The organism is Arthrobacter sp. 05L44 (assembly GCF_056397605.1).
The window spans coordinates 291,882-307,182 of the sequence record NZ_JBFTNS010000001.1 but is presented as its reverse complement, the minus strand read 5'-3'; the positions used below and the strand labels follow the sequence as shown (position 1 = coordinate 307,182).

Below are 15,301 nucleotides of genomic sequence, written 5' to 3'. Positions count from 1 at the left end.
GGAACCGGGCTACGGCTGCTGCCGCCCCGGATGCAGCACAGCGTCGTCCCGGTGCTCTCCCCGGACCAGCGCGACGCCGTCGAGCTCCGCCACGGCTCGGGCCCGGTGCTGGTTCCCGGGGCGCCCGGCACCGGCAAGTCCACGGTGCTGGTGGAAGCCGCGGTACGCCGGGCGCAGCACGAGGGCGTGGATCCGGAACGGATCCTGATCCTGGCTCCCAACCGGCTTGCCGCCGATGCGCTGCGTGACCGCTTCACGGCGCGCCTGGACCGCAGCCTGAGCACGACGCCGGCCCGCACCTGGGCGTCCTACGCCTTCGACCTGATCCGTCGGGCCAAAGCCGAGGGCATCCTTCCCCTGCCGCGTGCCCCGAAGCTGCTCTCCGGGCCGGAACAGGACCTCATCATCAAGGAACTCCTCGAAGGCCATGCCCAGCCGGGGCTGGAGCTTCCGTGGCCGGAGGACCTCGGCGCGGCCCTGCAGACCCGCGGCTTCCGGCAGGAGGTCCGCCAGCTGTTTGACAGGATCATCGAATCCGGGCGCACTGCAGAAGACCTCGCGGACCTCGCGGTGCGCTGCGGCCGGCCCGACTGGACGGCCGCGGCGGCCCTGTACGCCGAGTACCGGGACGTCCTGGACCTGCGGATGCCCGAATCCTTTGACCCGGCCGGCATCATTACGGCGGCACGCCAGATCTTCCAGGACGCGCCCGGCTTCCTGGCCGCCGAGCGGGACCGGCTCCAGCTGATCCTTGTCGATGACATCCAGGAGGCAAACCCCGCCGTCTTCGAACTGCTCGCCGACATCGCCGCCGGAAAGGACGCCCTTGTCACGTCGTCCCCGGACACCGTGGTGCAGGGGTTCCGCGGCGCCCGGCCGGACCTGGTAGCCGAACTGCCCCGGCTGCTTGCCCCCGCCGGGGGCACTGTGCTGGAGCGGCCGCTGTGGACGGCCCACCGCCACAGCCCGGCCGTCGCGGACGCCTGGCAGGGCGTCGCCGAGCGGATTTCGCTGCGGTCAGGCGGTTCCTCGGCTCGCCGGCTCGAGCAGCCGCACCCGCCGGCATCCGGAGGCAGCGGGGTTGTTGAGGCGCACCTGCTGCCCTCCCCTGTGCATGAACTGCGTTACGTCGCCCAGCGCATCCTGGAAGCGCAGCTCAACGACGGCCGGGACCTCTCGGACATCGCCGTGATCGTCCGTAACGGCGGCCAGCTCAGCCAGCTGCAGCGCCACCTCGCCGGCCAGGGCATCCCGGTCCGGATCCCGGTGGCCGAATCCGCCGTCCGGGACGAGGTGGCCGTCCGGCCGCTGCTGGACGCGTACGCCGTCGCCCTGGACCCCGCGGTCCTGACCCCCGAAGCCGCCGTCTCGCTCCTGACTTCAAGGATCGGCGGCGCAACCTCCATCGAATTGCGCCGGCTCCGCCAGTCCCTCCGCCGAGAAGAGCTCCTGGGCGGCGGCGGCCGGACCAGCGACGCGCTCCTCGTGGAGGCGCTGCTTGAGCCGGGTGCCCTGGCCACCCTTGGCATCGAGGGGCACTCCGCCCGCCGGGTCGCGAGGATGATCCAGGCCGGCCGCGAGGCCGCCGGCGCCCCCGGTGGCAACGCCGAGACCGTCCTTTGGGCCCTGTGGCATTCCACCGGCCTCGCCCGCCGGTGGACGGAGGCAGCCCTCTCCGGTGGGGCCGCCGGAGCCCGTGCCGACCGGGACCTGGACGCCATGATGGCCCTGTTCCACACGGCCGAACGGTACGTGGACCAGCTCCCCGGATCGGGCCCGGAGCAGTTCCTCGAGTACCTGGTCAGCCAGGAACTTCCCATGGACACGCTGGCGGCCCGCGCACAGCTGGAAGACGCCGTGGAGCTTATGACGCCGGCCAGCGCGGCGGGACGCGAATGGCCGGTGGTGATCGTCCCTGGGCTGCAGGAAGGCGTGTGGCCCAACACCCGGCTCCGCGGCGAACTGCTCGGCAGCACCCTGTTCGCCGACGCCGTCGAACACGGAGTCCAGTACGCCCTGCAGCTGGATCCGATGAGCCGGCTCCGCGAGATCCGCTACGACGAGCTCCGCAGCTTTTCCACTGCGGTTTCCCGCGCCCGGGAAGTGCTGGTCTGCACCGCCGTCTCCTCCGAGGATGAACAGCCGTCCTCCTTCCTCGATTACGTCTCACCCCTGCCTCCGGATCAGGACCGCCGCGGATTCACCCCGGTGGAACGGCCGCTGACCCTGCGCGCGCTGGTCGCGGAGCTGCGCCAGTACGCCCAGCTCGACGGCGGACACACCGACGCGGCCGAGGCGGCTGCCGTCCTCGGCGCGCTCGCGGCCGCGCAGCCGCCCGTCCCGGGAGCGCATCCGGACGACTGGTGGGGGCTGGCGCCGCTGTCATCGACGGAGCCGGTGGTGCCGCCCGGCGGCACCGTCTTCGTTTCACCCTCCAAGGTGGAGACGGTGCAGAAGTCGCCGCTGGACTGGTTTGTGCAGGCCGCCGGCGGAGAAGCCGCCACGGATTTCGCGCGCAGCCTCGGAACCCTGGTTCACGCCATCGCCCAGGACCTCCCCGATGCCTCGGGAGGCGAGTACGTGGCCGAGCTCCTCAAGCGCTGGCCGTCCCTGGGCATGAAGGACAACTGGGAAGGGAAACTCGATTACCAGCGGGCCGAGACCATGGTCCGTAAGCTCGCCCAGTACGTGCTGGTCATGCGGAGCGAGGGCCGCAGCCTGCTCGGCGTCGAGCAGGACTTTGAGGTGAAGCTTCCCGACGTAGCCCCCGCGGAGACTCCCGGGACCGGCGAGGCGTGGCCGGCCCGGCCCGCCGTGCTGCGGGGCCAGGTGGACCGGCTGGAGATCGACGCCGACGGGCGCCTGGTGGTGGTGGACCTCAAGACCGGGAAGCGCCAGCCCGGCAAAGCGGAGCTGGAACGCCATCCGCAGCTGGGGGCCTACCAGGCCGCTGTGCTTGCAGGAGGGTTCACCGGCCCGGACGACGGACCGCCCCCGCTGCCCGGCGGTGCCGTGCTGGCCCAGCTCGGCACCAGCACCAAGAGCCCGGGCGTGCAGAGCCAGCCGCCGCTCGATCCGGACGCGAACTGGGCGCTGGATCTGGTGGGCGAGGCCGCCCGCGTGATGTCCGGCAGCACCTTCGAAGCCCGGCACGACCCCGCCAAAGGCGGCCACGGCGGCCACGGCTGCAGGCTCCCGGAAGTCTGCCCCCTCTGCGCCCGCGGAAAGCAGGTCACCGAATGAACAACCAGACCGTGACGGACGGCCGGGACGCAGCTGTGAATCCGGGCGCTGTGGAGCCGGGCGGGGCCCTGCCGGCACCGCTGCCCGAGCCCCGGTTCAGCCCAGAGGAACTGTCGGCCATGCTGGGGGAGAAGAACAGCCCCACCGCCGAACAATCACTGATCATCTCCTCGCCGCTGGCGCCCCGGCTCGTCATCGCCGGGGCCGGATCGGGCAAGACCGCCACCATGGCCGACCGGGTGGTGTGGCTGGTCGCCAACGGCTGGGTCCGGCCGGAGGAGGTCCTCGGCGTGACCTTCACCCGCAAGGCCGCCGGCGAACTCGCTACCCGGATCCGGGCCAAACTGGCTGCGCTGGCACGGATCGCAGCCGCTGATCCCGGGCACAAGATATTCCCCGCCGGACTGCTGAGTACGGACGCGCTGGAACCCAAGGTCTCCACCTACCACTCCTACGCCAGCGGGATTGTCTCGGACTACGGCCTGCGGCTGGGCGTGGAACGGGACGTGGTCCTGCTCGGCGGCGCCCAGTCCTTCCAGCTCGCCAGTGAGGTGGTGGAGGCTTTCGACGGCGACAACCAGCACTTCCGCGCGGCCAAATCCACACTGGTCAAGGCGGTCATCCAGCTCGCCGGGGAGTGCGCCGAACACCTGCAGGATCCCATGCAGGTCCGGGCATGGCTGCTGGAGCGGGTCAGTGAGTTCGAAGCCCTTCCCTACCTCGCCACCGCCCGGAAAAACCCGACCCAGGCCGCGGGCGACCTCAGCGCACTGCTCCGGACCCGCGCCAGCGTCGCGGAGATGGTGGGCCGGTACGCGGAGGCCAAACGGGCCCGCGGCGCTCTGGACTTCGGCGATCTGGTTGCCCTCGCGGCCCGGGTGGCCAACGAGATCCCGGTCGCCGCCCAGACCGAGCGCCAGCGCTACAAAGTGGTGCTGCTGGATGAATTCCAGGACACCTCCCATGCCCAGCTGGTCCTGTTCTCCCGGTTGTTCGGCGACGGCCACGCCGTCACGGCGGTGGGGGATCCCAACCAGTCCATCTACGGCTTCCGCGGCGCGTCAGCGGGCCAGCTCTTCCATTTTGTCCGCGAATTCCCGGTCAAGGTGGCCGGCAGCGGCACCCGCGATGCCGGCAGCGTGCCGGCGTTCGCGCTCGCTCCAACGTCGTACCTGACCACCGCCTGGCGCAACGGCCGGAACATCCTCCAGGCCGCGAACGTCATCTCGGCCCCGCTGAGCAAGGCGGCGGCCCAGACCGGCGCAGCGGGGGCCCGGGACAGCGCCGGGACGGTTGAGGTCCCACCGCTGCAGCCCAGCCCCGCCGCGGTCCAGGGCCGGGTGGTGATGGGCCGGTTCGGCACTGACGAGGACGAGGCCGCGGCCATCGCCTCCGACGTCCTGAAGTTCCGCCGCACGGACTTCAACGCCGACCAAGCCGAGCCGGAGCCGCCCGCCATGGCCGTGCTGTGCCGCCGCCGGGCCCAGATGGAGTGCATCCGCCGCGAATTCGAGGCGCGCGGCATTCCCTACGAAATTGTCGGACTCACCGGCCTGCTGGACACCCCCGAAATCGTCGACCTCGTGGCGACCCTCCGGGTGCTGGCCGATCCGGGCCGCTCGGACTCCCTTATGCGGTTGCTGGCCGGCGCGCGCTGGCGGATCGGCCCGGGGGACCTGATGGCTTTCCGCGACTGGTCGAGCCACTTGGCCAGGCGCCGGGGCCGCCCGGGTTCTCCCGGGAGCGGGGACCCCGACGCCGATCCCGCCACGGACGACGACGCGGCGGCGGTCATCGAGGGTGACCTGACGGACGCCGCGAGCCTCGTCGAGGCGCTGGACTGGCTGCCCCGCCCGGACTGGACATCCGCGCACGGCCGCCGCCTGAGCCCGGAAGCGCAGGAGAGGCTGCAGCGGCTCTCGGCGGAGCTCCGGCAATTGCGGAGCTTTATGGGCGACGACCTCAGTACCTTGCTCGGCGAGGTGGAGCGGGCCATGCTCCTGGACATCGAAGTCGCGGCCCGGCCCGGCATCAGCATCCACCAGGCGCGGCGCAACCTGGACGCCTTCCAGGACGCAGCGGCTGGATTCCTGCACACCTCGCACCGCGTGGATGTGCTGGCATTCCTTGCCTGGCTTGAAGCGGCTGCGGCGGAGGAGAACGGCCTCGATGCCGCAGCGCCCGAAGTCAACCACGAGGCAGTCCAGCTCCTGACGGTCCACGCCTCCAAGGGCTTGGAATGGGACGTGGTGTTTGTCCCGGGCCTGAACGCCGGGGCCTTCCCGAGCAGCCGGGATTCGCGCTGGAGCAGTGGATCCGCCGCGCTTCCGTGGCCCCTGCGTGGCGACCGGGCCGACCTGCCGCAGTGGGACCTGGATCAGCCGGACCAGAAAGGCTGGCTGGACGCCGAGAAGGAATTCAAGTCGGCCGTGCAGGCCCACGGCGAGGCGGAGGAACGCCGCCTCGCCTACGTGGCCTACACCCGGGCCAAACATGTGCTCTGGGTATCCAGCGCGGCCTGGGTGGGTTCGCGGGCCGGACTGGCTGAGATGTCCCCGTTCCTGACAGACCTCGAGGTCCTCCCGGCAGCCGGCACAGCGGAGATCCACCCGCTCTCCGTCGCCGAGGACGCGCTGCCGGAGGAGAGTCCGCTGACGTCCGAACTTGAGGTCGCGTTGTGGCCGTACGACCCCCTGGAAGGTCCCGTGCACCCGCAGACCGGAGCCCGGCTCCGCCTCGTGCCGGGGCGCCGGGCAGCGATGGAGTCCGCTGCCGCCGCCGTCCGGGAAAGGCTGGAGCGCCAGGATGCCGGATCCCTGCCCGGGCTGGTTCCTGGAGGGGTGCCCGGTACGGCGCCGGGAGCCCGGACGCAGCGCGGGCCTGCCGCCGGGTGGGCTCAGGAAGCGGCAACGCTCCTGGAACGGCGCTCCCTTCGGTCCGCGGGCCAGGACATCCATCTCCCGGGGCACATTTCCGCGTCCACCTTGGTGGACCTGGACGAGGACGCGGCCGCCGTGGTGGCCAGGCTCCGGCGGCCGGTTCCCCGCGAACCGGGGATGTCCGCCCGCAAGGGCACGGCCTTCCATGCCTGGGTTGAGGAGTACTTTGGCACCACCGGAATGCTGGACCTTGGCGAAGCCGCGGGCTCGGATAACCACATTGACGAGGCGTACGGCCTGGATGCCATGGTGGAGACCTTCCGCCAGTCCGAATGGGCCCACCGGGCGCCGGCGCACGTTGAGGTTCCCGTGGAAACCCGGATCGGCGACGTCGTGGTCCGTGGCCGTATTGACGCCGTCTTCCGCGACGCCGACGGCGGCTGGGACCTGGTGGACTGGAAGACCGGGCGGCGGCCCTCGGCGGGTCAACTTAAGACCAAAGCCGTGCAGCTCGCCGTGTACCGGTTGGCGTGGTCCCGGCTGAAAGGTGTTCCACTGGACGAGGTCCGGGCCGCGTTCTACTACGTGGCGGACAACGCCGTGGTCCGGCCCCACGATCTTGGTTCCGCGGAGCAGCTCGAAGGGATCGTCGCCGCGGCGCTGGCCGGCTAGGCAGGGCTAACTGGTATGGCGGCGCTAACTGGTACGGCGGGGCTAGCTGGTGCGGGTTGTGCCGCTCGACGGAACCACCGTGAGGGCCGTGGTGGAGGTGTCATCGGCCGCAGACGGCGTCGGACGATCGCGCCGGTCCTCGCTGTCGGCATCCGAGGTGGCATCCGTTGCGGCGTCCGCCTCCGCGGCGGACGTACTGGCGTCGTCGACCCCGGCCCCAGGATCGTGGTCGCCGGCCGGGGCGTGGTCGTCCGGTGCCACGGCGGGGACCTCATCGCTGGGAATCGGAGTGACGTGCACCGCGGTCGACGTTCCACCGATCGGCTGAACAGTGACGTTTGGCTTGGCAGCGACGTTAGGCTCAGCAGTGACATTGGGTTCAGCAGGGTTGTTGGGCCGAGCAATGTCATCGGGCCCAGCAGTGTCGATCGGCTGGACCGTGACCGCCGGCTGCGGCAGCGGCTCAACGCTGATGGGCTGCCCGCCGTGTTCGGCCACGTCCTCGGCCAGGACCTCCAGCATCGACTCGGCCTCACTGATCATGTCCTCGTCGCCGGCGGCAAGGCCCTTGACCAGGTACTGCGCCAGGGCGAACTCCGCGGACAGCGCGGCGCGGCGCAGCAGGTGCGCGTCAGGAACGTCCCGGCGGCTGGAGGTGTAATGCGCCACCACAGCATCCACAAAAGCCTGGTTGTTGGACGCGACCAGCCACGCCAGGTCGTCGGCGGGGTCCCCGATCCGCAGATCCGTCCATCCGGTGACCGCCGTGACCCGGGACCCGTCGACCAGCAGGTTGTCCTCGTGCAGGTCGCCGTGCACCACGCTGGGATTAAAGCGCCATAGCGAGACGTCTTCCAGCGCGTGCTCCCAGCGGCGCAGCAGCAGCGCGGGAATCTTGCCAGTGGTGGCGGCCTGGTCGAGCTCGTTCAGCCGGCGCTGGCGGAACTCGTTCGGCGTGTAGCTTGGCAGGTCGGCATTGCTGACCAGCGAATGCGGAAGGTCGTGGATGGCAGCCAGGGCGGCGCCCAACTCTCCTGCCAGGGCTGCGGAACCCGTGCTGAGGTCCTCCACCGAACGCGTGGAGCCGCCAAGGTGCGAGTAGACGAACGTGCTCAGCGTCCCCTGCCGGACGGTTCCAGCCACGGTGGGCATCAGGAAGGGAAGTTCGGCGCGGATGCCGGGGGTGAAAGCTCGGAGAACCAGGAACTCGGTTTCCAGCCGGGCGCTGGCCTCGGCGTGGCGGGGGGAACGCACCCGCCAGCGCTTGCCTTCGGAGTCCAGGAGAAGGGCGGAATCGAAGTCTGCCGGATCGTCCGGAGCGGAGCTCACGGCGGTCGGGGTCAGGCCGGGAACTGCCGCAGTTGCTACGGCTGCCAGTTCGATGGGTTCTCTTCTCACGCTTCCACGGTAGATTGACCCGCGCCCAAGACGGCGATGCATCACGGCGAGTCTGAAAGATCGGCACGAAATAGCGCAGGAAGCCTTGCCAGACAAGCTGGCAGTCCGACGCCGGCGCATCGGCAGCCCGGATGCCGGGCCGACGCCGGCGGTGGCCGCCCCCGCGACGGCGCCTGAAAATGTCAATTGTCGGCGGGGGTCGGTACGGTGGGTACATGAGTCTTGCGGAGTCACCGGAGTCCGGCGCCGGGCACAGTACCGGACACATTGATCCTGAATCTGCGCGCGCGGGCGGGGCAGCAACAGCAGACCACCTACCGGACAGCCACCCCGCCAACCACCTGCGGGACACGGTACTGCCGGTCCGCCCGGCCCTCATTGACAGGGGCTCCGCGGCCCGGCTGAAGCCGGAGATGTTGGACGAACTGCTCCGCACCAGCGGCGTGCAGGCGATGGTGCTGTCGCGGCGCCAGGCCCTCGTCAGCGGCAACGGGCTCGTCTTCCTGGACGCGGCCGCGCTCGCCCAGCGGCTGAGGGGAACCGACTACGCCCCCGAACACGTGGTCTACCTCGGCAGCGCGCTCCCCGGGGCGGGCACCGCGGCCGGCACCCAGTTCCTGCTCTTTATCCTTCCCGAACAGTTCGAAGTCCGCGCCGAGCCGTTCGAGCCGCACGTCGACGGCATCCCCGCCGGAGCCCAGTGGGCGGGTTTCCGCGAAGTGGCCGCACAGCTGGACCCGATCGACACCGCCCTGTTTATTGAGGCCAGCGCCATCGCCAACTGGCACGCCACCCACACCCACTGCCCCCGGTGCGGCGCCGCCACCGTCCCGGAAGCCGGCGGCTGGGTCCGGCGCTGCCCGTCGGATAACTCCGAGCACTATCCCCGCACGGACCCGGCGATCATCGTCACCGTCGTCGGCCCGGACGACCGGCTGCTGCTCGGCGGCGGCGGCCCGCTCGATGCCCGGAACTATTCGACCCTTGCCGGCTTCGTTGAGCCGGGCGAATCCCTCGAACAGGCCGTGGTCCGCGAAATCGGCGAAGAAGTCGGGGTCCGGGTGACCGCGTCCCAATACCTGGGCTCTCAGTCCTGGCCCTTCCCGGCCTCCCTGATGCTCGGCTTCACCGCGACGACGGCGGACACGGAGGCCACGCCCGACGGCGTCGAGGTCACCCGGGCGCGCTGGTTCAGCCGGCAGGAGCTCCAGGAAGCCGTGCTGAGCGGCGAAATCGTCATCTCCAGCAGGCTCTCCATTGCGCGCGCCCTCATCGAACACTGGTACGGGGGCGTTATCCAGGACCGCCCGGATACTACCTAACGCGCGTGTGCCAGCACCCCGGGACACCGTTTGGCGGCTTCCCGCGGGACCCATGGCGCGGCCCAACCCCGCGCACCCTCCAACAACTAAGCAGCAGAAGTGAACACTGAGATTTTTCCTTCCAGCGACCTCCCCAGTGGACAGGCGCACCACGGCAGCCCGGCCGCGGAGGCCCCGGACCAGGACAGCCGCTCCCTCGAGGACAGGATCCTTGGCGGCCTTGACGCGGAACAGCGCGAGGTAGCCAGCACCCTGAACGGGCCGATGTGTGTGCTCGCCGGAGCCGGCACCGGCAAAACCCGGGCCATTACCCACCGCATCGCCTACGGAGTGCATTCCGGCGTCTATAGCCCGCAGCGTCTTTTGGCCGTCACCTTCACCGCCCGGGCCGCCGCGGAAATGCGCAGCCGGCTCCGGGACCTCGGCGTCGGCAGTGTCCAGGCCCGTACTTTCCACGCCGCCGCGCTGCGCCAGTTGCAGTTCTTCTGGCCGCAGGCCATCGGCGGGGCACTGCCTAATCTGCTGGACCACAAGGCCCAGATGATTGCCGAGGCGGCCCGCCGCCTGAGGCTCAGCACCGACCGTGCCTCCATCCGGGACCTCGCCTCCGAGATCGAGTGGGCCAAGGTTTCCATGCTCACCCCCGCCAACTACCTGGAAAAAGCCCGGGGCAGAGGCACGCCCGGCGGTTTCGACCTGACAACCGTCGCGCGGGTCTTCCAGTCCTACGAGGACGTCAAGACGGACCGGAACGTGATCGACTTCGAGGACGTCCTGCTGATTACGGTGGGCATCCTGCAGGAGGATCCGAAGGTCGCCGCCACGGTACGGGAGCAGTACCGGCATTTTGTGGTGGATGAGTACCAGGACGTGTCGCCGCTGCAGCAGCGGCTCCTCGAACTGTGGCTGGGTGGCCGGGATGATCTCTGTGTCGTCGGCGACGCGAGCCAGACCATCTACTCGTTCACGGGCGCCTCGCCGAAGCATCTGCTCGGCTTCAAAGCCCAGTACCCGGACGCCACCGTGGTCAAGCTGATCCGCGACTACCGGTCCACGCCGCAGGTGGTGAGGCTCGCCAACCAGCTGCTGGCCGGCCGGCGCAGCGGCGGACCCGTGGCCGATGCCGCCTGGGCGACGCCGCTGCAGCTTGTGGCGCAGCGGCCGGCCGGCCCGGCGCCGCAGTTCACGGAATGTTCGGACGACGAGGCCGAGGCAGCCACGGTGGCCGTGAAGATCCGAGAGCTCCTCGACGCCGGAACGCCGGCCAGCCAGATCGCCGTGCTGTTCCGCACCAACGGCCAGTCGGAGGCCTACGAACAGGCCCTCGCGTCCGCCGGGATCGGCTACCAGCTGCGCGGCGGCGAAAGGTTCTTCGCCCGGAAGGAAGTCCGCGACGCGATCCTTCAGCTGCGTGCCGCGACCCGGGCCGTCGCCGAAACCGCTGAACCGGAGCCGCTCGGCCAGCTGGTCCGCGACATTCTTTCATCCCTGGGCTACACCGAGGCGGCCCCGCATAACGGCGGCGCACTCCGGGAACGGTGGGAGTCGCTCGCCGCGCTCGTGGCCCTCGCCGACGAGCTGGTAGTCAGCAGGGGAGCGCAGTTCAGCCTCGCCGACTTTGTCAACGAGCTGCAGGAACGCTCCCTCGCCCAGCACGCCCCGACAGTGCAGGGCGTAACGCTGGCCTCCCTGCACGCCGCCAAGGGCCTGGAATGGGAGGCTGTGTTCCTGGTCGGACTCAGCGAGGGCCTGATGCCGATCTCATTCGCGGACACTCCGGAATCCGTGGACGAGGAGCGCCGCCTGCTCTACGTCGGCGTCACCCGCGCCAAGGAATTCCTGCACCTGTCCTGGTCCACCGCGAGGACCCCCGGCGGCCGGGCCAACCGGAAGCCGTCCCGGTTCCTCGACGGGCTGCGGCCCGACTCGGTGGCCAGCTCCACCGTCCGTGGTAAGGGCTCGGCGCCACGCCGTAAAGCGGCCGTGCCGGCGTCGTGCCGGGTCTGCGGCAGCATGCTCTCCTCAGGCGCCGAACGAAAAGTGGGCCGTTGCAACCAGTGCCCGCCGAGCTATGAGGAACAGACGTTCGACGCGCTGCGGCAGTGGCGGAAGGAAACGGCGCTGGGGGCCGACGTCCCGGCCTTTGTGGTCTTCACCGATGCGACCCTGACAGCCATTGCCGAGGCGCGTCCGGAGTCCCTCGAACAGCTGGCAACCCTGCCCGGCGTCGGCGCCTCAAAGCTGGAGAAGTACGGCGAGGCCGTGCTGACGGTCCTCGTGGAAAGCTCCAGCCTCTGATGGCCCGCAGTCTGGCGGACACCGGGGGCACCCCGCTGACCACTGCCGACGGCGCCCCGGTGGAGGTGCGCCGCTCGGCCCGGCGGCGCAGGACGGTGGCCGCATTCTGGGAGAACGGGACCGCCGTCGTTGCCATCCCCGCGCATTTCAGCGGCGCCCAGGAACGCGAGTGGGTGCACCGCATGCTGGAAAAACTCCGGGTCCAGGGCACCCGTGGCCCTAAAGCTGCCGGCAAACGCCGGGCCGGCAGCGACGCGGAGCTTGCCGCCCGGGCCAGCGAGCTCTCCGCTCGCTACCTCGGCGGCAGGGCCGTGCCGGCGTCCGTGCGCTGGGTGACCAACCAGAATTCGCGCTGGGGCTCGGCCACGCCGTCCGAAGGGACCATCCGGCTTTCGCACAAGCTCCAGCCCATGCCGCAGTGGGTCATTGACTATGTGCTGCTGCACGAGCTGGCACACCTGCTGGTGGCAGCGCACAACGCCGCGTTCTGGCGGCTGCTGGCGGCCTACCCGGAGACTGAGCGGGCCAAGGCGTTCCTGGAAGGCGTTTCCTTCGCCACCGCCCGCGGCCTTCCGGCCGAGGGGGAGGACGACGTCGACGGCGCCGGTCCGGCCGCCGACGCCGGGGACCCGGCCCTGCGCTAGGTTCGCCCCGGCGTGGACGGGCCGGTTAGGCCTTCGGGCTGCCGTCGCCGGGTTTGTCACCGGGTTCGTTGCCGGGCACATCACCGGAAGGCCCGGCGGGGCCATCAGTTCCCGCGGCCCCGGCAGTCCCGTCCTGCTCCGGACCGGTGGTGTCGAACCCGCCGCTGAGCAGTTTCTGCAGGGCATCGTCGACTTCGGTATCACTGGCCTCGGCCAGTTTGCGGCGTTCGCTAAAGCCCTTGGGGTCGTCCAGGTCCTCGGCGGTGGGCAGCAGATCGGGGTGCTGCCAGATGGCATCGCGGCCCTCCGCGCCGCGTTCTTCCTTGAGCTGGGCCCATAGCGTAGCGGCCTCGCGCAGCCTGCGGGGCCGGAGTTCGAGGCCGACGAGGGACGAGAACGCGTGCTCCGCGGGTCCGCCGGTGGCCCGCCGGCGGCGCACAGTCTCGCGCAGCGCAGCCGCGGAGGGGAGCATCTTGCCGGTCGCCGCGGCCGTTAGCTCATCAACCCAGCCCTCCACGAGGGCAAGGGCGGTCTCGAGCTTCTCCAGCGCCTGGTCCTGCGCGGGGGTCCGCTGCGGCATAAAGACACCCTGCGACAACGCTTCCTGGATGCCCTCGGGATTGCTGGGATCCAGGTCCCGGGCGAGCTCCTCGATCTTGGAAGTGTCGATGTGGATGCCGCGGGCGTAGGCCTCGATCGCCCCGAGCAGGTGGCCGCGCAGCCAGGGGACCTGCACGAACAGGCGCGCGTGGGCAGCCTCGCGGACCGCGAGGAACAGGCGAATGTCGTTCTCCGGCAGGCTCAGGCCCTCGCCGAACTTCGCCACGTTGGCCGGCAACAATGCCATCTCCAGGTCGGCCAGCGGGACACCGATATCGGTGGAGCTGACCACCTCGGCGGAGAGCGCGCCGATGGCCTGGCCAAGTTGCATACCGAAAATGGCTCCGCCCATGTTCTGCAGCATCGAGGAGGCGCCGCCCATCATGGACTTCATTTCCTCGGGCATCTGCTCGGTCATGGCGGAGGAAAGTGCGTTGGCGATGCTGTTGGCGACCGGCTCGGTCAGCCGCTTCCAGGTGCCCAGCGTCTCCTCGACCCATTCGGCGCGGGACCAGGCGCGGCCGATCAGCCCGGTGGCGGGGAGCCCGGTGACCTGGTCCAACCAGAGCTCGGCCAGCCGGAGGGCCTCATCCACCTCGCGTGACTGGGTGGCTGTAACGGAAGGATCGGATCCGCTGGCCGCGACCCGACGCGCATTCTCATGGGCCAGCTGCCAGTTCACCGGGCCCTCGGAGGGGGCGCTCATCATGGCCTGGACCTGCGAGAACATCTGCGCCAGCAGGTTCGGATCCTCCGGCAGCCCGGCGGCTTTGGCAAGCTCTGCCGGATCGATGTCGCCCATGCCCTTGCCGCCCATCAGGTTCTGCAGCATTTCCGCCAGCGGATCCTTGGGTTCGTCGTCCCCGTTGGACGGAGTTAGTGGGTTAGAGGTCATGATCCCGCCGATCGTCGGTGTGACTGGTGCTCAACTTCACGCTACCCCTCCGGCTCAGCGGCTGTCTCCCGAAACCGGGCCACGTTCGCTGTCGGCAAAGAGCCCCCGCGGTGCCCGAGCGCGTAGTGTTAGAGGCTGGAATATTTGCAGGCTGCGGACCGGCTACGGGGTCGCGGCCGCAGCGCCGCGGTCGCATCCGCAAGGGCACCAGGCGCCGGCACGGAGAGGTCCTTCATTGACGATTACCCAGGGCGGCCAGCCTGCCGGCGAAACCGCGCCCCGCGAACGCGGCGGCGAGAACACCACCCGGTCCTCCACCATGCTGGTCTCCGGCCTGCTGTCGCTGGCCCTCGGGCTCGCGGCGATGAGCCTCCCGGTGCCGTACGTGATCGAATCCCCGGGCCCCACGTTCAACACCCTGGGATCCGACCACGGCAAACCAGTCATTACCGTCTCCGGCCACGAGGCGTTTCCCGCCAAAGGAAACCTGGATCTGACCACCGTCTACGTCGACGGCGGCCCCAACGGCCCGGTGACGGTCTTTGAAGCCCTAAGCGCCTGGCTGAATCCCACCAAGGCGGTCTACCCGGAGGAACTGATCTTCCCCAGCGGCGTCACCAAGGAGCAGTCGCAGCAGGAAAGTGCCGTGGCCATGACCACCTCGCAGGAGAACGCGGTGGCCTCCGCCCTGAAGGAACTGGGCATCGCCTTCGAACAGAAGCTGCAGATCGCCGGCGTCCCGGACGGGTCGGCCTCGAAGGGCAAGATCGAGGACGGCGACGTGCTGGTCTCCATCGACGGTAAACCCGTCACCGCCCTGAGCGTGGTCCAGTCTCAGCTCGCGGCCGGAAACGGCAAACCGGTCACCGTCACCGTGGACCGCAACGGCCGCCAGCTGCCGCTCAGCATCACCCCGACCAAGTCCGAAAACGGCCGCTACCTCCTCGGCGTCGTGCTGCAGTACAAGTTCAAATTCCCGTTTGACGTAAAAATCTCACTCGACCAGGTAGGCGGCCCCAGCGCCGGCATGATGTTCGCCCTGGGCATCGTGGACACTGTGACCCCGGGTGACCTGACCGGCGGCAAACACATTGCCGGCACCGGCACCATCACGCCCGACGGCGTCGTGGGCCCCATCGGCGGCATTGGCCAGAAGATGGTCGGCGCCAGGTCCGGCGGCGCCACGTTGTTCCTGGCCCCGGCGGCAAATTGCGACGACGTCGTCGGCCACATCCCGGCCGGCCTGCAGGTGGTCAAGGTGGCCACCCTGGACCAGGCACGCCACGCCGTCGAGCTCGCCGCGTCAGGGGCCGACACATCCGGACTTCCTGCCTGCACCAGCAACTAGAC

8 protein-coding genes are annotated in these 15,301 nt (G+C 70.0%); 6 read left to right on the top strand and 2 right to left on the bottom strand.

The window, feature by feature from the left end:
* Positions 1 to 30 precede the first annotated feature (30 nt).
* The gene (locus tag AC1DHY_RS01350; RefSeq protein ID WP_476879502.1) at positions 31 to 3,243 is read left to right on the top strand and encodes an ATP-dependent helicase; all 3,213 of its coding nucleotides are present in this window, start codon (positions 31 to 33) and stop codon (positions 3,241 to 3,243) included.
* A gap of 119 nt (positions 3,244 to 3,362) precedes the next feature.
* A complete protein-coding gene (locus tag AC1DHY_RS01345; RefSeq protein ID WP_476903260.1) occupies positions 3,363 to 6,794 on the top strand; it encodes an ATP-dependent helicase in 3,432 nt (1,143 codons plus the stop codon).
* A 42-nt stretch (positions 6,795 to 6,836) separates the two neighbouring features.
* On the opposite strand, the gene AC1DHY_RS01340 is transcribed toward AC1DHY_RS01345, so the two are convergent.
* Complete coding sequence (locus tag AC1DHY_RS01340) at positions 6,837 to 8,192, bottom strand: phosphotransferase (RefSeq protein WP_476903056.1); 1,356 nt, start codon at positions 8,190 to 8,192, stop codon at positions 6,837 to 6,839.
* A 215-nt stretch (positions 8,193 to 8,407) separates the two neighbouring features.
* Between AC1DHY_RS01340 and nudC the strand changes: the two genes are divergently transcribed.
* The 3 genes from nudC to AC1DHY_RS01325 all read left to right on the top strand — a co-directional run bounded on the left by nudC (position 8,408) and on the right by AC1DHY_RS01325 (position 12,456).
* The gene (nudC, locus tag AC1DHY_RS01335) at positions 8,408 to 9,514 is read left to right on the top strand and encodes an NAD(+) diphosphatase (protein ID WP_476878649.1); all 1,107 of its coding nucleotides are present in this window, start codon (positions 8,408 to 8,410) and stop codon (positions 9,512 to 9,514) included.
* 207 nt (positions 9,515 to 9,721) lie between these two features.
* Positions 9,722 to 11,812, top strand: coding sequence for an ATP-dependent DNA helicase UvrD2 (locus AC1DHY_RS01330; RefSeq protein ID WP_476903259.1), 2,091 nt, complete (start codon positions 9,722 to 9,724; stop codon positions 11,810 to 11,812).
* Positions 11,812 to 12,456, top strand: coding sequence for a M48 metallopeptidase family protein (locus AC1DHY_RS01325; RefSeq protein ID WP_476878648.1), 645 nt, complete (start codon positions 11,812 to 11,814; stop codon positions 12,454 to 12,456). Before AC1DHY_RS01330 ends, AC1DHY_RS01325 begins: the two co-directional genes overlap by 1 nt.
* Before the next feature lie 25 nt (positions 12,457 to 12,481).
* Here AC1DHY_RS01325 and AC1DHY_RS01320 read toward each other — a convergent pair whose 3' ends face one another.
* Positions 12,482 to 13,951 carry a zinc-dependent metalloprotease gene (locus AC1DHY_RS01320; RefSeq protein ID WP_476878647.1) on the bottom strand — a complete coding sequence of 490 codons (1,470 nt, stop codon included), beginning with the start codon at positions 13,949 to 13,951 and terminating at the stop codon, positions 12,482 to 12,484.
* A gap of 235 nt (positions 13,952 to 14,186) precedes the next feature.
* Here AC1DHY_RS01320 and AC1DHY_RS01315 point away from each other — a divergent pair, with 235 nt between their 5' ends.
* A complete protein-coding gene (locus AC1DHY_RS01315) occupies positions 14,187 to 15,299 on the top strand; it encodes a YlbL family protein (protein ID WP_476878646.1) in 1,113 nt (370 codons plus the stop codon).
* Positions 15,300 to 15,301: the final 2 nt, after the last annotated feature.

Bases quoted from the DNA above. Each gene is read 5' to 3' on its own strand.
- nudC (WP_476878649.1), top strand. From the start codon at position 8,408: ATGAGTCTTGCGGAGTCACCGGAGTCCGGCGCCGGGCACAGTACCGGA.
- AC1DHY_RS01350 (WP_476879502.1), top strand. From the start codon at position 31: ATGCAGCACAGCGTCGTCCCGGTGCTCTCCCCGGACCAGCGCGACGCC.
- AC1DHY_RS01320 (WP_476878647.1), bottom strand. From the start codon at position 13,951: ATGACCTCTAACCCACTAACTCCGTCCAACGGGGACGACGAACCCAAG.
- AC1DHY_RS01325 (WP_476878648.1), top strand. From the start codon at position 11,812: ATGGCCCGCAGTCTGGCGGACACCGGGGGCACCCCGCTGACCACTGCC.
- AC1DHY_RS01345 (WP_476903260.1), top strand. From the start codon at position 3,363: ATGCTGGGGGAGAAGAACAGCCCCACCGCCGAACAATCACTGATCATC.